The organism is Seohaeicola zhoushanensis (assembly GCF_014656415.1).
In the GTDB taxonomy this organism is placed as follows: domain Bacteria; phylum Pseudomonadota; class Alphaproteobacteria; order Rhodobacterales; family Rhodobacteraceae; genus Seohaeicola_A; species Seohaeicola_A zhoushanensis.
The window spans coordinates 1-22422 of sequence record NZ_BNCJ01000035.1; the positions used below are offsets into that span (position 1 = coordinate 1).

24 protein-coding genes are annotated in these 22422 nt (G+C 66.2%); 14 read left to right on the plus strand and 10 right to left on the minus strand.

Going from position 1 to position 22422, the window contains the following annotated elements:
- On the plus strand, positions 1 to 1085 hold a 1085-nt coding region (locus IE266_RS25080; protein ID WP_189682879.1), incomplete at its 5' end, for a response regulator.
- Between the two features lie 70 nt (positions 1086 to 1155).
- Positions 1156 to 2460, plus strand: a complete 1305-nt coding sequence (locus tag IE266_RS25085; RefSeq protein ID WP_189682880.1) for an NAD(P)/FAD-dependent oxidoreductase — start codon at positions 1156 to 1158, stop codon at positions 2458 to 2460.
- 1 nt (position 2461) lies between these two features.
- Here IE266_RS25085 and IE266_RS25090 read toward each other — a convergent pair whose 3' ends face one another.
- Entirely contained in the window at positions 2462 to 3244 is a 783-nt protein-coding gene (locus IE266_RS25090) for a helix-turn-helix domain-containing protein (RefSeq protein ID WP_189682881.1), read from the minus strand.
- 154 nt (positions 3245 to 3398) lie between these two features.
- Here IE266_RS25090 and IE266_RS25095 point away from each other — a divergent pair, with 154 nt between their 5' ends.
- The 4 genes from IE266_RS25095 (at position 3399) to IE266_RS25110 (ending at position 7329) form a co-directional block, all read left to right on the plus strand.
- Positions 3399 to 3767: a nuclear transport factor 2 family protein gene (locus tag IE266_RS25095; RefSeq protein WP_189682882.1), complete on the plus strand. Its 369-nt coding sequence runs from the start codon at positions 3399 to 3401 to the stop codon at positions 3765 to 3767.
- A gap of 11 nt (positions 3768 to 3778) precedes the next feature.
- Positions 3779 to 4159, plus strand: coding sequence for a hypothetical protein (locus tag IE266_RS25100; protein WP_189682883.1), 381 nt, complete (start codon positions 3779 to 3781; stop codon positions 4157 to 4159).
- A gap of 104 nt (positions 4160 to 4263) precedes the next feature.
- On the plus strand, positions 4264 to 5469 hold the full coding sequence (locus IE266_RS25105) for a DegT/DnrJ/EryC1/StrS family aminotransferase (RefSeq protein ID WP_189682884.1): 1206 nt from the start codon (positions 4264 to 4266) through the stop codon (positions 5467 to 5469).
- A 129-nt stretch (positions 5470 to 5598) separates the two neighbouring features.
- Positions 5599 to 7329, plus strand: a complete 1731-nt coding sequence (locus IE266_RS25110; RefSeq protein WP_189682885.1) for an adenylate/guanylate cyclase domain-containing protein — start codon at positions 5599 to 5601, stop codon at positions 7327 to 7329.
- Between the two features lie 6 nt (positions 7330 to 7335).
- Here the strand turns inward: IE266_RS25110 and phaR are convergent, their stop codons facing one another.
- The 3 genes from phaR to IE266_RS25125 form a co-directional block, all read right to left on the minus strand.
- Positions 7336 to 7887 carry a polyhydroxyalkanoate synthesis repressor PhaR gene (gene phaR, locus IE266_RS25115; RefSeq protein WP_189682886.1) on the minus strand — a complete coding sequence of 184 codons (552 nt, stop codon included), beginning with the start codon at positions 7885 to 7887 and terminating at the stop codon, positions 7336 to 7338.
- A 97-nt stretch (positions 7888 to 7984) separates the two neighbouring features.
- Complete coding sequence (locus tag IE266_RS25120; RefSeq protein ID WP_189682887.1) at positions 7985 to 9724, minus strand: adenylate/guanylate cyclase domain-containing protein; 1740 nt, start codon at positions 9722 to 9724, stop codon at positions 7985 to 7987.
- 165 nt (positions 9725 to 9889) lie between these two features.
- Entirely contained in the window at positions 9890 to 10333 is a 444-nt protein-coding gene (locus IE266_RS25125) for a phasin family protein (RefSeq protein WP_189682888.1), read from the minus strand.
- On the opposite strand from IE266_RS25125, the gene IE266_RS25130 reads away from it, so the two are divergent.
- Positions 10290 to 10457 (plus strand): hypothetical protein, encoded by a 168-nt coding sequence (locus IE266_RS25130; protein WP_189682911.1) that lies wholly within the window; start codon positions 10290 to 10292, stop codon positions 10455 to 10457. The genes IE266_RS25125 and IE266_RS25130 overlap by 44 nt on opposite strands.
- A 4-nt stretch (positions 10458 to 10461) precedes the next feature.
- On the opposite strand, the gene phaC is transcribed toward IE266_RS25130, so the two are convergent.
- Complete coding sequence (phaC, locus tag IE266_RS25135; RefSeq protein WP_189682889.1) at positions 10462 to 12267, minus strand: class I poly(R)-hydroxyalkanoic acid synthase; 1806 nt, start codon at positions 12265 to 12267, stop codon at positions 10462 to 10464.
- 123 nt (positions 12268 to 12390) lie between these two features.
- Between phaC and phaZ the strand changes: the two genes are divergently transcribed.
- Entirely contained in the window at positions 12391 to 13659 is a 1269-nt protein-coding gene (gene phaZ, locus IE266_RS25140; protein ID WP_189682890.1) for a polyhydroxyalkanoate depolymerase, read from the plus strand.
- Position 13660: 1 nt separating this feature from the next.
- Positions 13661 to 14245, plus strand: coding sequence for a DUF6151 family protein (locus IE266_RS25145; protein WP_189682891.1), 585 nt, complete (start codon positions 13661 to 13663; stop codon positions 14243 to 14245).
- On the opposite strand, the gene IE266_RS25150 is transcribed toward IE266_RS25145, so the two are convergent.
- The 4 genes from IE266_RS25150 to IE266_RS25165 all read right to left on the minus strand — a co-directional run bounded on the left by IE266_RS25150 (position 14233) and on the right by IE266_RS25165 (position 17228).
- Positions 14233 to 14844, minus strand: a complete 612-nt coding sequence (locus tag IE266_RS25150; RefSeq protein WP_189682910.1) for a hypothetical protein — start codon at positions 14842 to 14844, stop codon at positions 14233 to 14235. The genes IE266_RS25145 and IE266_RS25150 overlap by 13 nt on opposite strands.
- A 14-nt stretch (positions 14845 to 14858) precedes the next feature.
- Entirely contained in the window at positions 14859 to 15305 is a 447-nt protein-coding gene (locus IE266_RS25155; protein WP_189682892.1) for a VOC family protein, read from the minus strand.
- Between the two features lies 1 nt (position 15306).
- Complete coding sequence (locus tag IE266_RS25160) at positions 15307 to 16044, minus strand: alpha/beta hydrolase (RefSeq protein WP_189682893.1); 738 nt, start codon at positions 16042 to 16044, stop codon at positions 15307 to 15309.
- Positions 16045 to 16118: 74 nt separating this feature from the next.
- Positions 16119 to 17228, minus strand: a complete 1110-nt coding sequence (locus tag IE266_RS25165) for an alpha/beta hydrolase (RefSeq protein ID WP_189682894.1) — start codon at positions 17226 to 17228, stop codon at positions 16119 to 16121.
- Positions 17229 to 17374: 146 nt separating this feature from the next.
- Here IE266_RS25165 and thrS point away from each other — a divergent pair, with 146 nt between their 5' ends.
- The 5 genes from thrS (at position 17375) to IE266_RS25190 (ending at position 22035) form a co-directional block, all read left to right on the plus strand.
- Positions 17375 to 19321 carry a threonine--tRNA ligase gene (gene thrS, locus IE266_RS25170; RefSeq protein ID WP_189682895.1) on the plus strand — a complete coding sequence of 649 codons (1947 nt, stop codon included), beginning with the start codon at positions 17375 to 17377 and terminating at the stop codon, positions 19319 to 19321.
- A gap of 188 nt (positions 19322 to 19509) precedes the next feature.
- Positions 19510 to 19812 carry a BufA1 family periplasmic bufferin-type metallophore gene (locus IE266_RS25175; RefSeq protein WP_189682896.1) on the plus strand — a complete coding sequence of 101 codons (303 nt, stop codon included), beginning with the start codon at positions 19510 to 19512 and terminating at the stop codon, positions 19810 to 19812.
- An 80-nt stretch (positions 19813 to 19892) separates the two neighbouring features.
- The gene (bufB, locus tag IE266_RS25180; RefSeq protein ID WP_189682897.1) at positions 19893 to 20735 is read left to right on the plus strand and encodes an MNIO family bufferin maturase; all 843 of its coding nucleotides are present in this window, start codon (positions 19893 to 19895) and stop codon (positions 20733 to 20735) included.
- Complete coding sequence (locus IE266_RS25185; protein ID WP_189682898.1) at positions 20732 to 21481, plus strand: HvfC/BufC N-terminal domain-containing protein; 750 nt, start codon at positions 20732 to 20734, stop codon at positions 21479 to 21481. Before bufB ends, IE266_RS25185 begins: the two co-directional genes overlap by 4 nt.
- On the plus strand, positions 21478 to 22035 hold the full coding sequence (locus IE266_RS25190; RefSeq protein ID WP_189682899.1) for a DoxX family protein: 558 nt from the start codon (positions 21478 to 21480) through the stop codon (positions 22033 to 22035). The genes IE266_RS25185 and IE266_RS25190 overlap by 4 nt, the downstream gene beginning before the upstream one ends.
- A 4-nt stretch (positions 22036 to 22039) precedes the next feature.
- Here the strand turns inward: IE266_RS25190 and IE266_RS25195 are convergent, their stop codons facing one another.
- Complete coding sequence (locus tag IE266_RS25195; protein ID WP_189682900.1) at positions 22040 to 22399, minus strand: hypothetical protein; 360 nt, start codon at positions 22397 to 22399, stop codon at positions 22040 to 22042.
- Between the last annotated feature and the right edge of the window lie 23 nt (positions 22400 to 22422).

Below are 22422 nucleotides of genomic sequence, written 5' to 3' on the forward strand. Positions count from 1 at the left end.
GCACCAAGACCCGTTATGCACTAAGACTGAAACCGGACCACTCGATCGGGGCAGGCCACGAGGAACTCGACGCCGATACGCCCTGGGCCGACGTCGCGCCTGGCTTCCGCGACACCCTGGGCCGCGTCACCGGGATCCTCGACGATCTGCGCCTGCACAGCGGCACCGAGACGCCGCAATCGGTGCAGACTGTCTTCACCCCGCGCACCCTCGCCGCTCATCTCAAGGATACGTTCCACGCCGCCGCCGAGGCAAACGGGATCACCCTGCGTCTGGCGCTCTCGCAGCAAAGCGACATGCTGATCCGGTCCGACTACGGGCGCATCTACATCGCCCTGTCGAAGCTGATCCACAACGCCATCGTCCACTCTCAGGGCTCCGAAACCGTCCTCAGCGTGCTGATGACGCGGGCCTCCGAAACCGCCTGGACCGTCACCTGGCAGGTCAGCGATAACGGGCTGGGCATTTCGCCCGAGGCGCAGAGCGCCATGTGCCGCCCTTTCGACGCCGATACCGGCGGCCTGACCGGCGCAAATGTCGGCCTCGGTCTCTACACCGCTCGCCAGGCCATGCGGCTGATGGGCGGCGACCTGACGCTCCGCACCACGAACGATGCCGGAAGCACCGGCGCGTCCTTCGTTCTGCACCACCCCGCCCGTCCGGCCAGACCGGCCAGCTACATCAAATTGGAGCCGCAACCCGTGACCGAATCGAAAGTGCGCTATCCAGACAAGACCGTCCTTTTGATCGAGGACAATCGAATCGTCGGCGAGATCACCGCCGCCCGCCTCCGGCGGCTGGTCGGCACCACCATCTGGGCCGAGACCGGCACCGAAGGTTTGCAGGCGTTTCATGCCAACGATCCAGACCTGATCCTGGTCGACCAGTTGCTGCCGGGCATGCTGGGGTCTGAGGTGGTGCGGGAAATCCGCGCCACGAATACCAGTGTCCCCATCGTCGGCATTACCGCCTCGACGCTCGGCTCGGAATGCGCGGAGCTCGAAGCCGCCGGGGCGAACTACGCACTGGAAAAACCGCTGTCTCTGCCACAGCTCGAGAAAATCGCCGGCGAGTTCTTCGACTGAACAAAAACCGCCTCAGCTGGCAACCCGAAACGCTTTGCATCCCGCTCGCGGGCGGCGCATATCTCGGGGCATGGACCTGCTGTATTCGAACGACCGCCGGGGCGTCTATCCGCCAAGCTGGTATGCCGCCACCGCGACCCCGCCCGCCCCCTTTGCCCAGCTGAGCGGTGAGACACGCGCCGATGTCTGCATCGTCGGCGGCGGCTATACCGGGCTCTCGGCGGCCCTGCACCTCGCCGAGGCAGGGCTTCGGGTGGTGCTGCTCGAGGCGCACAGGGTCGGATTCGGCGCCTCGGGGCGCAATGGCGGGCAGCTCGGCAGCGGGCAACGCGTGGGACAGGACAGCCTCGAGGCGCTGATTGGACGCGACGAGGCCGGCAAGCTCTGGACGCTCGCCGAAGAGGCCAAGACGCTGGTGCGCGACCTGATCGCGCGCCACGGGATCGATTGCGATCTGAGACCGGGCGTGGCGACGGCCTGCCTCAACAAGAGCGAAATGCGCGAGACGCATGAATACGCCGAGCTGCTTGCGTCGCGCTATGGCTACGATCAAATCGAGACGCTGGACGCCGAGTGGATGCAGGCGCTCTGCCCCTCGCCCGCCTATCACGGCGGAATGCTCGACATGGGCGCCGGGCACCTTCACCCGCTGCGCTATGCCTTCGGGCTGGCGCGGGCGGCGACCGCGGCCGGGGCGATGATCTGCGAGAACAGCCACGTGCGCGCGATCGAAGAAGGCCGCCCCGCCGTGGTCGTGACCGAAGGCGGCCGGGTCACCGCCGACCACGTGATCCTCGCCTGCAACGGCTATCTCGGGCGGCTGAACGGCCGGGTGGCTGCACGGGTCATGCCGATCAACAACTTCATCGTCGCGACCGAGCCGCTGGGCGCCGAAACCGCGCGGGTACTGACCCGCGACGTGGCGGTGGCAGATACCAAGTTCGTGGTGAACTATTTCCGCCTCTCCGGGGACGGTCGCCTGCTGTTCGGCGGCGGCGAGAGCTATGGCTATCGCTTCCCTTCCGATATCGCCGCCAAGGTCCGCAAGCCCATGGCCGAGATCTTCCCCCACCTGCGGGACGTGCGCATCGACTATGCCTGGGGCGGCACACTGGGGATCACGATGAAGCGCATGCCCTATCTCGCGCGGCTGGGCGCGAACATCCTCACCGCCTCGGGCTATTCCGGCCACGGGGTCGGCACGGCCACCCATGCCGGGCAGCTGATGGCGCAGGCGATCCGCGGCCAGGCCGAAGGCTTCGACACCCTCGCCCGCGTGCCCGCCCCGGCCTTTCCCGGCGGTGCGGCACTGCGCTCGCCACTGCTGGTGCTGGCGATGACCTGGTTCAGCCTGCGCGACCGGCTGGGCGTCTGACCTACCCGCCCAGCGCCGCGCGCGTCTCGGCATCGGCCGGAAAGAAGGTCTCCAGCGTCAGCTCCGACAGGGTGATCTCCGAGGCCGTGCCGAAGACGGTGGTGGTCGACAGGAACGACAGCACCTGCCCGCCCAGCCGCAGGCGCAGCGGCAGGGCGATGGCGCCGCCCTTCGGCACGGGTCTGGCCTGACCCGGCATCGACCGGCAATCGGCCAGCAGCGCGGCAAGCGCCGGGTCGTGGCTGTGGCGGTATTCGCGGTGCAGCCGGTCCAGGATATGGCCCCGCCACTCCGGCAGGTTGACGATATGCGACGCCAGCCCCTCGGGGTGCAGGCTCAGGCGGATCACGTTGACCGCCCCCTCGCGCAGCACCGGGGCGCAGAGGTCGAGCATCGGCCGCAAGGCCGCATTGGCGGCCAGCAGCGTCCAGCGACGATCGACCGCCAGCGCCGGAAAGGGCGCATGTGCATCCAGGATGGTCTGCACCGCCGCCATCGCCGGGGCCATCTCCGGATGGTCCAGCGGACGCTCGGGATAGACCGGCGCAAAGCCGGCGGCGAGCAGGATGTCGTTCCGCTCGCGCAGGGGAATGTCGAGAAACTCTGACAGCCGCAGCACCATCTCGCGCGAGGGCGCGGCGCGTCCGCCTTCGACGAAACTCAGGTGCTTCTGCGAGATCTCGGCCTCGGAGGAGAGAGCGAGCTGGCTCAGGTTGCGACGGCGGCGCCAGACGCGGAGCAGGTCGCCGACGGCGGGAGAGGTACGGGTGATCGCCTGGGTCATGCCGTCATGATAGAGCCGCGGGTGGCCGATGGTCCATTACCGGCGAGGTAATCGGAACGGCGATTATTTGCGCGATTATTACCTGCGGGTTAATCGGCAGGCGGCGGCGAGCCGATCATGTTGACCCCATCGCAACCCGAGAATGGAGACGAACATGACTGGCCCCTTGGAAGTCGCACAGGGCTATATCGCCCTTTGGAACACCACCGACGCCGCCACACGGCGGGCGGTGCTCGGGCGGCTCTGGACGCCGGACGCCCGCTATCGCGACCCGATGATGCAGGGCCGGGGCCTGGACGAGATCGACGCCATGATCGCCGCGATGCAGGCGAAATACATGCCCGCGCTGGAATTCACACTGGTCTCCACGCCGGACGGCCATGGCCCCTATGTTCGCTTCAGCTGGGGCCTTGGCCCGGCCGGGGCAGGCCCGGTCGCCATCGGCACGGATGTCGTGCGGCTCGAAGACGGCCGGATCGCCGAGGTGACGGGGTTCCTCGACCTCGTCCCCGCCGCGGCATAAGGAGACGCCCGATGACCAACGACAGACCCCTGCGCCGCCTGCTCTGGCTCGATTGCGCGACCTGCGCCCTGATGGCCTTGGCCTTCGCCCTGGTCGGCGGCAAGATCGACCGGATGACCGGCATTCCCGGCGTGGTCCGCATCGCCGCCACCGGAATCCTGATTGCGGCGGCCGCGCTGATGGCGCTGACCGCCGCCCTGCGCCCCCTGTGGGTGTCCGGCGCCTGGCTGGTGATCCTCGGCAATATCGGCTGGGTCGCCGGCTCGCTCTGGCTCCTGGTGGCAGGCGACCTTGTCGCAACCGGCGTGGTCTTCGTGCTGATACAGACGGTCGCCGTCATCGTTCTGGCCTGGCTTGAAGCCACGGCGCTGCGCGGGCTTCGCACTGCCTGAATACCGTGCCGCGGCGGCGCATATCCGCTGCGGCACAAATTCGTCTTTCCGATGTTACAGTCTTGTTTTAGATTATTGAAAGACAGTCTTAAGGAAAAACGAATATGGCTCAGGCACCCGACGTCCATCAGGCCGAACCCATTCCCGCAGCCGCCCGCGAGGCCATAGACGCGCTGCTGCAATCGGGCGACCTGTTCCGCTACACCGCGCCCGAGGACGCCCCGGTCGCGCTGCTTGAACGCGAGTTCGCCGACATGCTGGGCAGCCGCTATGCGCTGGCCGTCTCCTCCTGTTCAGCCGCCCTGTTCCTGTCGCTCAAGGCGCTCGACCTGCCGCGCGACGCGCGGGTGCTGATCCCCGGCTTCACCTTCGCGGCGGTGCCCTCCTCGGTGATCCATGCCGACTGCGTGCCCGTCCTCTGCGAGGTCGGCGACAACTATCGCATCGACATGGATGATTTTGCGGCCAAGCTCGACGACGTGCAGGCCGTCATCATCAGCCACATGCGCGGCCATACTTCGGACATGGATGCGATCATGGCGCTTTGCGAGGCGCGCGGCATCCCGGTGGTCGAGGACGCGGCGCATTCGCTCGGCACCACCTGGCACGGGCGCAACATCGGTACCATCGGCAAGATCGGCTGCTTCTCGTTCCAGTCCTACAAGATGATCAACGCCGGCGAAGGTGGCATCATGGTCACCGACGACGCCGAGCTGATCGCGCGCGCGGTGATCATGTCGGGCGCTTACGAGCACAACTGGAAGAAGCACAAGGGCCCGCACGGCGAGAACTCGTCGGACCTGGCCGAAGCCTTCGCCCGATGGCAGAACAAGGTCCCGCTCTACAACCTGCGGCTCAACAACCTCTCGGCGGCGGTGATCCGCCCGCAGATCCCCGAGCTGGCGCGCCGGGTCCGCGACGGCCGCGCCGGGCATGACCACGTGGCCGCGCGGCTGAACACCTCGCCCTACATGAACGTGCCCGAGAAGCTTGCACCGGAAGTGCGTGCTCCGGATTCGATCCAGTTCAACCTGGTCGGGCTGGACGAAACCGGCATCCGCGCCTTCGCCAAGGCCTCCGAGGCCCGCGGCGTCAAGGTGCAGGTCTTCGGCCTGTCGACCGACAACGCCCGCGCCTTCTGGAACTGGCAGTTCCTCGGACAGGTGCCCGAATTGCCTCAGACCCGCGCCATGCTGATGCGCGCCTGCGACGTGCGCCTGCCGGTGCACCTGACGCGTGACCAGCTGGACGCGGTGGCCGACATCCTGCTCGAGGCGATGGACGAGGTCACCAAGGCTGCGGCGGCCTGATCCATAGGCCGGAACCGAAGGATCAAGCGGCGGGGCCTGCCCCGCCGTTTTCTTTTGACCCACAACCGGAACCGTTGCGCAAAATCGGACGGTACGTCACCCTGTATGGGCAATCCTCGTGGAGCGCCCATGTCGCGTCGCCTGACCGCTATTCTGGCCGCCGATGTCGTCGGATATTCGGCGATGATGTCGCGCGACGAGTCCGGGACACTGGCCCGGCTGGTCGCCTTCCGCAAGGCCGTACTCGACCCTGCCATCGCGGCGCGGAACGGCAGGCTGGTCAAGCTGATGGGCGACGGCGCGCTGGTGGAATTCGCCAGCGTGGTCGACGCGGTGAACTGTGCGCTCGACATCCAGCGGGGCGCGCGCGCCCAGTCCGAACCGCTGGAGCTGAGGATCGGGGTCAACATGGGCGACGTGATCGCCCAGGGGCGCGACATCTACGGCGACGGCGTGAACATCGCGGCGCGGCTCGAAGGGTTGGCCGAACCGGGCGGCATCTGCCTCTCGGGCATCGTGCATCAGAGTGTCGGGCGGCGGATCGAGGCGACTTTCGCCGATGCCGGCGAACACCAGCTGAAGAACATCGCCGAGCCGGTGCGGGTCTTCCGCTGGGTGCCCGAGGGCGGGATCGAGCGGCTTCTGGCGCCGGCCCGCCCTGGGCGCTCCGACAAGCCGGGCATCGCCGTTCTCGCGCTCGACAACATGTCGGCCGACCCGGAGCAGGAGTATTTCTCGGACGGGATCGCCGAGGACATCATCACCGCCCTGTCCCATTTCCGCGAATTCCGGGTGATCGCGCGAAACACCTCCTTCACCTACAAGGGCCTGGCGATCAACGTCGGCAAGGTCTGCCGCGAGTTGGGCGTGCGCTATCTGCTGGAGGGCAGCGTCCGCAAGGCAGACAACCGCGTGCGGGTCACTGCCCAGCTGATCGACGGCGAGACCGGCGCCCATATCTGGGCCGACCGCTATGACCGCGAACTCGACGACATCTTCGCCGTGCAGGACGAGATGACCCGCGCCATCGTCACCGCGGTCGCGCCCCAGGCACTGGGGGCCGAACTGGAACGGGCGCGGCAAAAGGCGCCCGGCAATCTCGACGCCTGGGACAAGCTGCTGCAGGCGCGCTGGCACATGTCACGTATGACACGCGCGGAGAACGCCGCCGGCCGCGCACTGCTGGAAGAGGCCATCGCCGAAGCGCCCGACATGTCCGACGCCTATGCAACGCTGGCGCTGACCCGAATGTGGGACATGCTGCACCTTTGGGGTGGCGAAACCTCCGACCTTATCCGCCGCGCCAGCGCCGAGGCGCAGCGAGCCATCGAACTCGACCAGACCAACGCCAATGCCTATGCGCTGGCTGGCATGGTCGAAGGCTTCGCGCGCAACTTCGAGGTCTGCGAGTCGCACTACCACCGCGCCATCCAGCTCAACCCTAACCTTGCGAATGCGCATGGCAACCTCTGCACCGTCCAAGGGTTGTCGGGTGACTACGAAGGCGCAAGGGCCAGCGCCAACCTCGCGCTCGATCTCAGCCCGCTCGATCCGATGCGCTGCTTCTGGCTCGGCGGGGTGGGCATCGGCGCCTTTGTCGTGGAGGCCTATGAGGATTGCGTCGCGGTGAGCCGGCAGGTGCTGAAGGATTTTCCCGGCTATGCCTCGTCGATGCGGCAGGAGGCGGCGGCGCTTGCCATGCTGGGCCGCGAGGCCGAGGCCCATGCCTCGGCCGAAAGGCTGCTGGAACGGATGCCGGGGCTGACGGTGAGCCAGGTCCGGACAATGGTTCCTGTCCGCGCACCCGAGGCGCACGAGCGCTGGCTCGAAGCCCTGCGCCGCGCCGGGGTGCCGGACTGACCGGCCCTACTTCAGCTTCGACAGCTTGTTCTGCAACTCGGCAAGCTGCTTCTTGATCTCGGCAAGGTCCTCAGGCCCGCCGTCGTCATCCCCGGCCTCGGGCGCGGGACCGGACGAACCCGGCCAACCCGAGGTCATCGCCTTCATGAAGGCCTCCTGCTGGGCCTGAAGCGCCTCGAACCCCGGCAGCTTCGCCATCGGGTTCATCGCGCTCATGTTCTTCATCATCTTGGCCTGGTTCTCACGCAGCATCTCGAAGGAAGACTGCAGGAACTGCGGCATCATCCCGCCGCCCGGCACCATGTAGCTGCGCACGAGGTCATTGAGCACGTTCACCGGCAGCACGTTCTCGCCCCGGCTTTCATGTTCGGCGATGATCTGGAGCAGGTATTGCCGGGTGAGGTCGTCGCCGGACTTGAGGTCGACGATCTGCACCTCGCGGCCCTTGCGGATGAAACCGGCGATATCCTCGAGCGTCACGTAATCGCTGGTCTCGGTATTATACAGACGGCGGCTGGCATAGCGCTTGATGAGCAGAGGCTTTTCCTTGTCCGCCATCCTGGTCCTCCCGATCTTGCTGCAGTTAGCGAAAACACTAGGCGACTGCAGAATGAAAAGAAAGAGAAGGCTTTACCAAGTCTGAAAATGCCTCGCCTCAGGCCAGCCCGGCCCCTGCCAGCCCGTCTCGGAGATGCTGCAGATCGGTGCGGCGGTCGTAATGCATCGTGGCAAGAAAGGCCCCGATCTCGAACTCGGGCGACTTGCGGCGCAGGGTCGCGGCATAGGCCTGCGCCTTGTCCGCCTCGCCCAGGTGGCTGTGACCGGCGGCAAGGAAGGCCAGTTGCAGCACGTCCAGCGAGGCCATGTGCAGGAAGGCATCGATCGCCTCGCGATGCTGGCGGCCGGTGAAATAGGCGCGCCCCAGATGGCTCCAGAACCGCGCGGGGTGGTGCGGGTTGAGCTGCATCGCCTTCAGGATCCAGGTGACACCCTGCTCGGCATCGCCGAGCCAGGTGAAAAGCTCGCCGTGTTGCACCACCACGAGGTCATAGTTCGGGTTCAGCGCCAGCGCCCGTTCCTGGTGATAGCGGGCGCGGTCGAGATCGTTGCTCAGCACATGCAGCGCCGCCATCAGACGGTGCACGTCGGCGTCGTTGTCATCCAATGCTGCGGCGGTCTGGATCGCCTCCTGCCCCAGCGCAAAGGTCGCATCCACATCGTCGGTCCAGCCATAACCCCAGGCCTGCCCCAGGATACAACCGCGCCAGGCGTGGGCATGGGCATAGGTCGGGTCGAGCGCCACCGCGCGGGCGATCATCGCCTGCGCCTCCAGATTGTCGGCCCGCGTGCTGCGGTGGTGCAACACCTTGGCCTGAAGGACGCATTCATAGGCGGCCAGGCTGCTCGGCTTCTTGCGCCCGATCTGATCGGTCTGCGCCGCCTCGATCCGGCCGGGCAGCGTGGCGACGATGGCCGAGGTCAGCTCGTCCTGGATCGCGAAGATGTCGTCGAGCTTGCGGTCGTACCGCTCGGCCCAGATATGCGCGTCGGTGGTGGCATCGATCAGCTGGGCGGTCACGCGCACCTGGTTGCCCGCCTTGCGCACACTGCCCTCGACCACGTAACGCGCGCCGAGATCCTTCGCCGCCTCGCGGATGTTCACCGACTGGCCCTTGTAGACAAAGGTCGAGTTGCGCGAGATCACGAAAAGCTCGTGCCGGCGACTGAGCTCGGTGAGGATATCCTCGGTCAACCCGTCGACGAAGAATTCCTGCTCGGCATCCCCGCTCAGGTTGGCGAAGGGCAGCACGGCGATCGAAGGCTTGATCACCGCCGCTGGCTCCACACCGCGCACATTGGCCGGCTTGGGCGCGGCCGGGCCGTCGAGCAGAATGCGGTAGACCTGCACCGGGCGCGAGAGGTTCTTCAACAGCTTCTCGCCCAATTCCTCGAAAGACAGGTTCAGCCGGCCCGCCACCTGGTGATAGACCGCGCCCGAGACAAAGACCTGCCCGACGTCGGCAAGCTGCTCCAGCCGGGCGGCGATATTGACGCCGTCCCCGAAGATGTCGCCGCCGTCGAAGATGATGTCGCCGAGATTGATCCCGACGCGGAACTGGATGCGCTTGTCCTCGGGCACGTCTGCATTGCGACGCGCCATGCGGGCCTGCACCTCGACGGCGCAATTGACTGCATCCGAAACGCTGGAGAACTCCACCAGCATCCCGTCGCCGGTGGTCTTGATGATGCGCCCGTTGTTCTTGGCGATCGAGGGGTCGATCAGCTCGATCCGGTGGGTGCGCAGGCGTTCGAGCGTACCGCGTTCATCGGCCTCCATCAGCCGACTGAACCCCGCCATGTCGGCGGCGAGAACTGCGGCCAGGCGCTGTTCCATCGAGATGGCCTCCCGACGCTCAGAATAGCGCAACCCGGTCAGTCACGCCACAGCCTTGGGTCTGTCTGTCCGGGATCCGTACAACGAGAAAGGGCGGACCTTTCGGTCCGCCCCCGCGATGGCGCCGCTTGGGAGGAATTGGCGCCTTGATCGCGTGGTCTTCCCTTAGTGGGCAGCGGCCTTCTTGGCAGCTGCGGTCACATCGGTGGTGGCCTTCTTGACCGCGGCGGTTGCGTCTTCGGTCAGGTCCTTGCCGGCAGCCATCATCAGTTCGACGGTGTCCATCTGAACTTTCTTGGCAACTTCGGCATAGGCAGCCATGTATTCGGCGGCAACTTCGGCCGAGGCGGAAGCGAAGTCGCTCATTGCCTTGGCATAGTCAGCCGGCTCGGCCTTTGCTTTCGACAGCTCGCCCAGCTTCGACAGGGTTGCCTTGGTCCACTTGTTGGAAATCTCGGCCGACTTCTCGGCGGCTTCCAGAGCAACACCCGAGAGCTTCTCGTTCAGGGTGGCGGTGGTCTTGAAGGCACCTTCGAAGGATTTGGTGTCAACCGGGAATGCGCCCATGAAGTCTTTCATGACGGCGGTGAAGTCTTGCGTCTTTGCCATTGTCATCTTCCTCTTTATCGGCGGGGCCATCCCGCTTTGTCGTGTCTGGGAGGAATATGATCGCTGCGGCGCAGCATTTCAAGCTATTTTTGCTGCACCGCAGAAAGAGTTTTCATTTCGCTGAATTATCAGGCATTTGGCTTGTTCCGAACATAGGTCCCAGGCGCCGCAACCAGTGCCGGATGGTTCGAATCACCTACCTCGCGGGCCGGGATCTGCTTGCCCGAACGGGCCTTCAGCCACTCGCCCCAGCGCGGCCACCACGAGCCCTCGTGGAACTCGGCGCCCGCCAGCCAGTCGGAGGCCGGCAGGCTCAGATCCTCGTTGGTGTAATGGCCATACTTGTTCTTGCTCGGCGGGTTCACGATGCCGGCGATATGGCCCGACTGGGTCATGATGAAGGTCCGGTCCTTCGAGCCCATCTGCTGCACGCCGCGATAGCAGTCGCGCCAGGCGGCGATGTGGTCGGTCTCGCAGGCGATCGAGCAAAGCGGCACGTCGACCTCGGAGAGCTTAAGGGTATGGCCAAGCAGGTCGAACCCTCCATCGGCCAGCTTGTTGCCCTGGCACAGCCCCCGCAGATACTGCACCGCCATCTTGCCCGGCAGGTTGGTTCCGTCGCCGTTCCAGTAGAGCAGGTCGAAGGCGGGCGGCGTCTCGCCCAGCATGTAGCTGCGGATCGCCGGGCCATAGACCAGGTCGTTGGAACGCAGATACGAGAAGGTGCGCGCCATGATGTAGGACCGCAGGTAGCCCTTGGCCGCGATCTCGGACTCGATCCCGTCGATGAAATCGTCGCTCAGGAAAGGCGTGAACTCGCCCTGTTCCGAGAAATCGGTGAGCGCGGTGAAGAAGGTGGCCGACTTCACCGTCTTGTCGCCCTGCTGCTTGAGCAGCGAGAGCACCAGCGACAGCGTCGTCCCGGCGATGCAATAGCCGACGGCGTTGACCTGCTTCACGTTGCAGATCGCCTTGATCTCGCGGAAGGCGGCGAGATAGCCCTCCTCGATGTAATCCTCCATGCCGACGTCGGCATATTCTATGCCCGGATTGACCCAGCTCACCACGAAGAGCGTGAAGCCCTGCTCGGTGATCCACTTGATCAGGCTGTTCTGGGCCTTCAGGTCCATGATGTAGAACTTGTTGATCCACGGCGGGAAGATCACCAGCGGGATCTCGTGCACCTTCTCGGTAGCCGCCTCGTATTGGATCAGCTCGATCATCCGGTTGCGATAGACCACCTGCCCCGGCGAGGTGGCGATGTTCTTGCCCAGCTCGAAGGCCTTCTCGTCGGCCAGCCGAACCACCAGTTCGCCATCGTTGGCCTCCAGGTCGCGCACCAGGTTCTCGAGCCCGGCGACCAGCGACTGCCCGTCGGTGGCAACTGCCTTTTCCAGTGCGTCCGGGTTGGTGCCCAGGAAGTTGGTCGGCGCCATAAGATCGACGATCTGGCGCGCGAAGTAGGTCAGCCGCTTCTTCTCCTTCGCATCCATGTCCTCGACCGAGTCGACCGCGTCCTGGATGGCCTTGGCGTTGATCAGATACTGCTGCTTGATGAAGTTGAAATAGGGATGCGTGTCCCAGAGCGGGTTCTTGAACCGCGGATCCGCCGGGCCCGGATCGTCCGGCGCCTTCAAGGCGCCTTTCGCCAGAGCCTGCTGTGCCTCGGCGAAATGGGTCACGGTCTTGCCCCAGAAGGCAACCTGCTGCTCGATGATCTTCGCGGGGTTGTTCACCGCATCGGCCCAGTAAGCCGCCGCCGCATTTGCGAAGAGCTGGTGATTCGGAGCGTCCAGGGCCGGGTTATGACCACTCTTGTGGGCCATCACCTCCACCAGCCGCTTCGACAAAGCCTCGACTTTCCCGAGATTATCCGTGAGCCGGTCCAAATGTTCAGAGGACAATCCCGTGTTGCTCCCTTCCGCAGTTGTCATCTTAACAATTCCCCCCTACATATGCTGCCACGCAGAATAATGTCGCCGCTTTCGGGAGGCAAAGCGACGAATGGTCCGGTGCCCGGGATCGTCCGGCGTACCCCCAAATCGCAGGAGACCCGAATGCGTCTGATGTCATCCTATGACCTGATGGAGACCTTCCGCAACACAAACCAGTGGATGGGGGCCTCGGCAAAGGCGCTTGCCTCATATCCGGCACTCAGCATGGTCCCGCATCCGGGTGTGCTGATGATGGCCGCCTGGGGCGAGGTGACGGAACGTACCTTCATGCGGATGATCGCGAAACCCGACTGGGGGATTCGCACCTTTACCCACGAGGACGGCCGCGACCACCTGGTCGAGATCGACACCGTGCTCGAGAAGGACTTCGGCAACCTGATCCACTTCCGCGTTGTCGGCCGCCCGGTGCAGCCGCGCCGCGTGCTGCTGGTGGCGCCGATGTCAGGCCACTACGCCACCCTGTTGCGCTCGACGGTCAAGAGCCTGATCGTCAACTGCGAAGTCTATATCACCGACTGGCACAATGCCCGCGACATCCCTGTGAGCGCCGGCAAGTTCGACGTCGAGGACTATACCCGCTACCTGGTCGAGTTCATGCGCGAGCTGGGTCCCGACACCCACGTGATCGCGGTCTGCCAACCGGCGCCGCTGACGCTGGCCGCCACCGCCTATCTCGCCGAGGAAGACCCGGCGGCGCAGCCGCGCTCGCTGACCCTGATCGGCGGCCCGGTCGACCCCGACGCCACCCCGACCGAAGTGACCGACTTCGGCCGCCGCGTGACCATGGGCCAGCTCGAACACACGATGATCCAGCGCGTCGGTTTCAAGTACAAGGGCGTCGGCCGTCCGGTCTATCCGGGCCTGCTTCAACTCGCCTCCTTCATGTCGATGAACGCCGACCGCCACAGCACCGCCTTCTACGAGCAGATCCTGCGCGTGGCCCACGGCGAGGCAGCCGATCACGATGCCCACAACCGCTTCTACGACGAATACCTCGCCGTGATGGACATGACGGCCGAGTTCTACCTGTCGACGGTCGAGCGGATCTTCAAGAACCGTGAAATCGCCCGTAACGTCTTCGAAGTCGACGGGCGCCGCGTGGATATCGGCAAGATCACCAATGTCGCCGTGATGACGGTCGAAGGCGCCAAGGACGACATCTCGGCGCCGGGCCAGTGCATCGCAGCGCTCAAGCTCTGCACCGGGCTGGACGACAGCAAGAAGGCCAACCACCTGGAACCCGGCGCCGGCCACTACGGCATCTTCGCCGGCAAGTCCTGGCGCGACAACATCCGCCCGCTGGTGCTGAGCTTCATCGACGCGAACAGCGGCAAGCCGGCGCGCAAGGTCACGAACAAGTCGGCGGCCTGAGATGGCGGGCGGTCCGGGCGCATTCTCCTGCACCTGCGGCCGCCTCCGTGGCACGATCGACGCCCTCTCGCCCTCGGGCGGGACGCATATCGAATGCTTCTGCGACAGCTGCCGCGCGTTCCAGGTCCACCTGGGCCATGCCGATCCGCGCCCGAACGGCGTGCACCTGTTCCAGACATCCCCCGATGCGGTGCACATTGAAACCGGGGCCGAAAACCTCGCGGTCCTGAAGCTGTCCCCCAAGGGCCCGCTGCGGTGGTACTCGGCCTGCTGCAATGCACCGCTATGCATCACGCTGCGCAAACCCGGCCTGCCCTTCGCGACGTTGGTGGTCGACCGACTCGCCGATCCCGATCAGGTCGGCAAGGTGCGCATGACGGCCTTCAAGCGCGGCAAGGATGACCAGCAGCACCACAAGGGCGCGGCAGGCATGGCCTTGCGGCTGTTCAAGCGAATGGCCGCTACGCGGCTGTCGGGACGCTGGAAGCAGACCCCCTTCTTCGACATCGCCACCGGCCAGCCGGTGGCCGAACCCAGGGTGCTGACCCGCGAGGAACGCGCGGCAGCCATGGGTCAGGCCGGATAGTCGATCCCCCGGAACAGCGGGAAATCGGCATAGGCGGCCTGCCGTTCCGAAAGCGGCACGCCGGGTTCCTCTCCGGGCCGCACCAGGGTTCCGCGCGGCGCTATGTAGCTGTCGATGCGCCGCAGGGGTTCCGGTCGCCAGACCAGGTTGAACGCGCAGAGCTTGGGAAAGAACCAGATCTCGGAATAGGCGAGATGGTCGTGCATCCACCAGGCCAGGTCCCGCCAGTCACGGCCCTGCGCGTAACGGTCGGCGAACCAGGGGATGACGACCGAAGCCCCGGCGATGGCCGGGCCCGCGCAGTCCCAGATATGGCATTCGATCGGGTTGTCGTTGCGTGCGCAATTCAGCCCGTTGGCATTGCCGTAGGCGTTCAGCGCCGGCGAGCGATAACCCGAGCGCACGGCGATACGGCCAAAGGTCTCCTCCAGCGGGTCGAGCAGCAGCTCGCACAGCGCACGGCCGTGGGCGATGACGCGGTCGGGGTCTTGCGGGATATTGGGGATGCCGTGAAAGGCCGAGATTTCCGAGTGCAGGAAGTCGCGCAGGTAGAAGTGACGCGAGAGGCGGGTGCGGCCCAGCGTCTCGAGGCTCCACATGCTGGCCGGGGTCTTCATTTCCCGTAGCCGTTCCAGCGGAACGCCCCCGCGTCCGACAGCGGCGCATGTGGATTCCAGGCGATCTCCCAGATATGGCCCTCGGGGTCGGCGAAATAGCCGATGACCCCGCCCCAGAAGATCTCACCTGCCGGGCGCAGCACCTTGCCGCCCGCCGCCGCGGCGCGGGCGATCAGGGCCGCAACGTCCTCGCGGTTGCGCACATTGTGCGCCAGCGTCATGGCGCCATGGCCCAGCGCTTCGGGCGGCAGGCCGAGGTCGCGCGCTAGGTCGTCGAGTTCGTAGAGCGCCAGCGTCTGGCCGATCAGGTCGAAGGCGACGACGTCATGCGGATTGGGCGTGCGCTGCCATCCCAGCGCCTCGTAGAAGGCCGCGAGCCGGGGAATGTCGCGCGCGCCCAGCGTGATGAGGCTGACGCGCGGCTCGAATGCGGCCCCTGCCATCTCAGCCCGCCAGTTCCGCCACCGCCGCCTCGATCAGCCCGAGGCAGGTCTCGTCGGAAAAGCGGTGATCGGCATCCTTGACAAGCGTCAGTCGCATGTCGGTGCATTCGGCGTGGTCGAGCAGGCGCAGCGCGGTTTCGGTCGAGACGGCGGTGTCGGCGGTGCCCTGCAGACAGCGCACCGGGAAGGGCAGCACCAACGGCGCGCGCAGGACGAGGTGGGCGCGCCCGTCCTCGATCATGCGGCGGGTGACCACATAGGGCTCCATGTAATCCGAAGGCAGCTCTACCCGCCCCTCAGTGTCGAGCTGGCGCTTCTGGGCGTCGGAAAAGCCCGCCCACCAGCCATCCTCGGTGAAATCCGGCGCGGCGGCGATGGTGACCAGCCCTGCGATGCGCTCGGGCCGCGCGCGCGCCAGCAACAGCGCCTGCCAGCCCCCCATCGACGAGCCAACGACGACCAGCGGCCCCTCGGTCAGAGTATCGATTGCCGCCAGCGTGTCCTGGTGCCACTCGCCGATGCAGCCCTCCTCGAAGGTGCCACTGCTTTCGCCGTGGCCCGAATAGTCGAACCGAAGGAAAGCCTGGCCCCGCCCCCGCGCCCAGGTGTCCAGATGCACCGCCTTGGTGCCCTCCATGTCGGACTTGAGCCCGCCGAGGAACACAACCGTCGGGCCGCCTCCCTCGACACGGTTGTAGGCCAGACGACGGCCCTGGGGGGTGTCGAGATAGTCGGTCATAGGCGCGTCTCCGGTGTCGCGGTTCTTTCAGGCGCGGCGACTAGACCATGCGGACTGGCGCGGGACAACCCGCGTCAGTCCGGCACCAGTTCGCGCAGGATCGGGATCCCCTGCACCACCTCGACCAGCGTGGGCGTGGCCGGCCGGTCCTGGAAATTGTCACTTTCCAGGCTCTGCCCGATCAACTGCACAACGGCGGGCGAATTGGCGAACTTGTCGTGGCTGGTCTCGCTCTCGATGTCCGACAGGTCGATCACCGTGACGCCAAGCCCCTCGAGCTCCGCCGCATCGGCAGCGCCCACCCGTTCCACGCCGCCCGAAATACGGCGCGAAAAGCCCAGGGCCCGATCATCGCGCGACACGAAGACGAAGACATTCCCCAGCTTGCCGCGCATCTGCGCAAGCTGGCTGCGGAACAGGTCGAGATCGATGTCGGGTGCAGCAAGCATCACATTGCGCAATCGGGTCGAACCGCCGAAATCGCCCCGGATGGTCGAACGCAGGATCGTCTCCATCGTCAGGAACGTCCCCATCGAATGGGCAAAGACATCAAAGCCGGTGGCCCTGGTCTGAAGCAGCAGGCCCGAGGTCTTCTCGAGCATCGGGCGCGCCACCAGTGCCGAGTTCAGGTCATAGACGTAATGCGTGACCTTGCCCGCCGAGGCCCAGGAGAACAGCACCGGCACCCCCTTGAAGCCCGTGTCGTTGACGAATTGGGCGACGCGCAGGACCGAATCCGACAGGGTGTTGTTGTAGCCGTGGATAAAGACGAGGACGTTGCGATCCTGTGGAGCTCGGGCCGCCAGCGCCTGGTTGATCCCGGCGACGAAATCGCGGTCGCGCGGATACATCAGCGGATCGACCACGGCGAAATCGCGGTGCGGGTCCGGCGGCAGCCGCAAAGCGCGCTCGATCTTGCCGGGCGCGTGCACGGGCGGCACCGTCACAGTGACCGAGGCGAGATTCAGGTCATCGGCGCGCTCGGCCGAATAGAAGGTACCCGAGATCTCGCTGGCGGCGCGGGTGGTGGCGATGAAGATGGTGTTCGGCACCACGCCCTGGGCCTTGAGCGCGGGAAACTCCGGGTTGTCGATGCCGATGAGGTCAGGGGGCCGCGAACAGGCGGCGACAAGGAGAACGACCGCCAGAAACAGGCGCAGGACGGGACCGCGGAGAATCGACATGGCCCGATTGTGCTGTGACCGGCACCAAGGGTCCAGCGGTATTCGGCTTGCGCTTGACAGTCACCCGGCGCGCTGCCAAATCGTGCGGACACATAACCCGCAACCGGGCGCTTGGTGGGCGCCAAACCGACGAGGAGAATAGGCCGATGAGCCAGATTTCCCTGACATTCCCCGATGGCAATATCCGGCACTACGACGCCGGTGTGACCGCTGCCGAAGTGGCGGCATCGATTGCCCCCTCGCTGGCCAAGGCCGCGATTTCCGCCCAGGTCGACGGCGCGCATTACGATCTTGCCTGGCCGATCAACGCCGACGCCGCGATCTCGATCAACACGATGAAGGACGCCGCCCCGGCGCTGGAACTGATCCGCCATGACCTCGCCCATATCATGGCGCGGGCGGTGCAGGAGATCTGGCCCGACGTGAAGGTCACCATCGGCCCGGTGCGCGACTACGGTTGGTTCTACGACTTCGACCGCGAAGAGCCCTTCACGCCCGAGGATCTCGGCCAGATCGAAGCGAAGATGAAGCAGATCATCGCCGCCCGCGACGCCGTGAAAACCGAGGTCTGGGACCGCAACCGCGCCGTCGAATACTATCGCGGCAAGGGCGAGCCCTTCAAACTCGAGCTTCTGGACCGCATTCCGGAAGGCCAGGATATCCGCATGTACTGGCACGGCGACTGGCAGGATCTCTGCCGCGGCCCTCACCTGCAGCACACCGGCCAGGTGCCGGCGGATGCCTTCAAGCTGACCCATGTGGCCGGCGCCTACTGGCTGGGCGACAGCTCGCGGCCGATGCTGCAGCGGATCTACGGCGTCGCCTTCCGCAACCGCGACGAGCTCAAGGCGCATATGACCATGCTCGAGGAGGCCGCCAAGCGCGACCACCGCAAGCTCGGCCGCGAGATGGACCTCTACCACATGCAGGAAGAGGCGCCAGGCCAGATCTTCTGGCACCCCAACGGCTGGACCGTCTACACCACGCTGCAGGACTACATGCGCCGCCAGCAGCGCCGCGGCGGCTATGTCGAGGTCAACACGCCGCAGGTGGTGAACCGCGTGCTCTGGGAAAAATCCGGGCACTGGTCCAACTACCAGGAGAACATGTTCATCGTCGAAGTCGACGAGGAGCACGCGCGCGAAAAGACGATCAACGCGCTCAAGCCGATGAACTGCCCCTGCCATGTGCAGATCTTCAACGTCGGGCTGAAGTCCTACCGCGACCTGCCGCTGCGCATGGCCGAATTCGGCTCCTGCGCGCGCTACGAACCCTCGGGCGCGCTGCACGGCATCATGCGCGTGCGCGGCTTCACCCAGGACGACGCCCACATCTTCTGCACCGAGGCGCAGATCGAGGCCGAGGCCAAGAAGTTCATCGAGTTCCTCTCGAACATCTACGCCGACCTCGGCTTCCACAACTGGCGCATCAAGCTGTCGACGCGCCCGGAAAAGCGCATCGGCACCGAAGAGTCCTGGGATTTCGCCGAGGGCGCACTGGCGAATGCCGTCACGGCGGCAGGCCACAGCTACGAGATCTTCCCCGGCGAGGGCGCCTTCTATGGTCCCAAGCTGGAATTCGTGCTGACCGACGCGATCGGGCGCGACTGGCAATGCGGCACCTTCCAGGTCGACCCCAACCTGCCCGAGCGTCTGGATGCCAGCTATATCGGCCAGGACGGCGCCAAGCACCGCCCGATCATGCTGCACCGCGCCACGCTCGGCTCGTTCGAACGCTTCATCGGCATCCTGATCGAGGAGCACGCCGGCAAGCTGCCGATGTGGATCGCCCCGCGCCAGGTGGTGGTCGCCTCGATCACCTCCGAGGCCGACGACTACGTGAACGAGGTTGTCGCCCAGCTGGTCGCCGCCGGCGTCCGGGCCGAGGCCGATACGCGCAACGAGAAGATCAACTACAAGGTGCGCGAGCACTCGCTCGGCAAGGTCCCGGTGATCCTCGCCGTCGGCCACCGCGAGGTGGAAGAGCGCACCGTCTCGCTGCGTCGCCTGGGCGAGAAGAACTCGGAAGTGCTGGCCCTCGCCGACGTCGTCCCGGCGCTCGCGCGCGAGGCAACCCCGCCGGATCTTCTGTAACAATCCGGGCCTTCGCGGGCCCGAAGTTGCAGGAAACCGTAACGAACGGCGCCTTCGGGCGCCGTTTTGCTGACGGCCTCTGACGCATCCGTGAGTCACGGGCCTGTGACCTCGCCCCCGCGCCGCGCGGCGATATGGTTTCAGACAGCCGCACGATGTATCATCCGGCTATCGAAACGGAGGACCCCATGTCGACCACGATCAAGACCCTCGCCGTAGCCAGTGCCGTGGCCGCCGCCCTCGGCGCCCATGCGACCACCGCCAGCGCGCAATCCAAGGAAAAGTGCTTTGGCGTCGCGCTCGCCGGCAAGAACGACTGCGCTGCCGGCCCCGGCACCACTTGTGCCGGCACTTCGACCACCGACTACCAGGGCAACGCCTGGAAGCTGGTTGACGCCGGCACCTGCGAGAGCATGGAACTGCCCGCCATGGCAGACGGCACCGCGCGCAAGGGCTCGCTGAAGGCGCTCGACCGCGACAAGCCTGCATAAGAAAAACCCGCGCGGCGGCGGGCCCTGGCCTGCCGCCCGGCGCCGAGCCCGGCCTCGCCTTCTGACCCTCGGACACAGCCATGCTCGACCAAAGCAATCGCATCTCCCTGCCTCTTGCCCCCGGCGTCGGCTTCAAGCCGCAGCATTTCGGCGCGATCATGGCCGATCCCGGCCCGGTGGAATGGCTCGAGATCCATGCCGAGAACTACATGGGCGACGGCGGCCGCCCGCTGGCCCAGCTGCGCGCCCTGGCGGAATGTTTCGCGATCTCGGTGCATGGCGTCGGCCTGTCGATCGGCGGCGAAGGCGCGCTCGATGCCGACCACCTCGCCCGGCTGTCCAGGCTGATCGGCTGGCTGAACCCGGCGAGCTTTTCCGAGCACCTTGCCTGGTCGACCCACTCGGGCGCCTACGTGAACGACCTGCTGCCCCTGCCCTATACCAATGCCACCCTGACCCGCGTGGCCGAACATATCGACCAGGTGCAATCCGCGCTTGGCCGGCGGATGCTGCTCGAGAACCCGTCAAGCTACCTCGCCTTTGCCGAAAGCACGTGGAGCGAGACCGATTTCCTGGCCGAACTGGTGCGCCGCACCGGCTGCGGTCTGCTGCTGGACGTCAACAATGTCTTTGTCTCGGCCCACAACCTCGGCCAGGATCCCCGTGCCTATGTCGCGGCAATCCCGATGGCCCAGGTGGGCGAAATCCACCTCGGCGGCCATGCCGAGGATGCGGCCGGAGAGCTCCTGATCGACGACCACGGCAGCCCGGTGGCCGACCCGGTCTGGGCCCTGCTCGATGAGGTGCTGGCCCTGTCCGGGCCCAAACCCCTGCTGATCGAATGGGACAACGACGTGCCCGACTGGAGCACCCTGCGCGACGAGGCCGCCCGCGCGGCAAGGCGGCTGGCGGCAGTGGCATGACCGCGCGAGAGGACGCTTTCGTCGCGGCGCTGCTCGACGCCGCACAGCCCGCGCCCGAAGGGCTGCGCGACGCCGCTGGCGGCCCGGCGGGCAAGCGGTTCGACGTCTACCGCAACAATGTCGCCGTCTCGCTGACCGAAGCGCTGCTGACTGGCTTCCCGGTGATCACCCGCCTGCTGGGCCAGGCGAACATGAAGGGGCTGGCCGGGATCTTCCTGCGCGCCCATCCCCCGGCCTCGCCGCTGCTGATGCACTATGGCGCGGGCTTCCCCGAGTTCCTCGAGGGCATGGAGCAACTCGCCCACCTCGGCTATCTCGGCGACGTCGCCCGCCTCGAGCTGGCGCTGCGCCGTTCCTACCATGCCGCCGATGCCTCCCCGATCCCCCCCGAGGCCCTGGAGGCCGACCCGGAGGCGCTGGTTGGCGCGAAGTTCGGCTTCGCGCCCGCTGTCGAGCTGCTTCGCTCGGACTGGCCGCTGCATGGCATCTGGCGCTTCAACACCGAGGAAGACGCGCCCAAACCCCGCCCCGTGGCCGAGGACGTGCTGGTCCTGCGGCCCGAATTCGACCCCGAACCGCACCTGCTGCCGCCGGGCGGCGCCGACTGGATCGGCGCGCTGACCGCCGGCGCCACGCTCGACGAGGCGATGGACGCCGCACCCGGCTTCGACCCCGGCCCCTGCCTGGCGCTGCTCCTGCGGGGCAATGCCATCACCTCGGTCACACTTCCGGAGACGACGGCATGATCCGCCTTATCAACCTCTACCTCCGCCTCGCCGCCTTTGCCGAGTTTCGCATAGCGCCTGCGCTGATGCCTACGCTGGCCCGGCTGGTCTTTGCCGGCGTGTTGCTGGTCTATTACCTGAAGTCCGGCCTCACCAAGCTCGGCGACGGCCTCACCGGCCTCTACCAGCCCAGCGCAGGGGCCTTCGCGCAGATCTACCCGAAGGTGGCCGAAGCGCTGCACTACAACATCGCCGCCGCCACCCCGCTGCAGAAGGCGGTGGTCCTCGCCGGCACCTGGGCCGAATTCCTGCTTCCGGTTCTCGTGGTGATCGGCCTGTTCACCCGGCCGGCGGCGCTGGGAATGGCGGCCTTTGTCGTGGTGCAGACGCTGACCGACATCTACGGCCACGGGGTAGATGCCAAGTCGCTTGGCAGCTGGTTCGACCCCCACCCCGGCGGCGCAATCCTCGATCAGCGCGCGCTCTGGCTGATGCTGCTGCTGGTTCTGGTCTTCCGCGGCGGCGGCCCGCTGGCCGTCGACCGCATCATCTCGCGCTGGCTGCGGATCGCGTGACCGCTCAGAAGTGCGCCTTTTCCTCATCCGGCTTGCCGGCGGCGATGGCCAACAGCCCGCCCAGCCCGGCGAAGGCGATCGGAAAGACGGTGTAAAAGGTAAAGCCGAAGCCGGCATACATTCCCGCCGCCGATATCAGCATCAGGATGCCGCCCCAGAGAGCCCGCGCCCGCGCCATCGCGCCGCCCGCAATCGCCAGCAGCGGCGAGCCGACCGAGACCAGCCGCACCAGTTGCACGTTGTCGACCTGGCTGGTCGCATCGCCCCAGGCCTGGACAGCCACGGTATAGCCATAGCCGAAGAAACCGACGATCATCCCGAAGACGCCGGCGATGATGCCCAGAACCAGTGCTGCGTTGCGCATGAAATCTCTCCGTCTGACCGCTT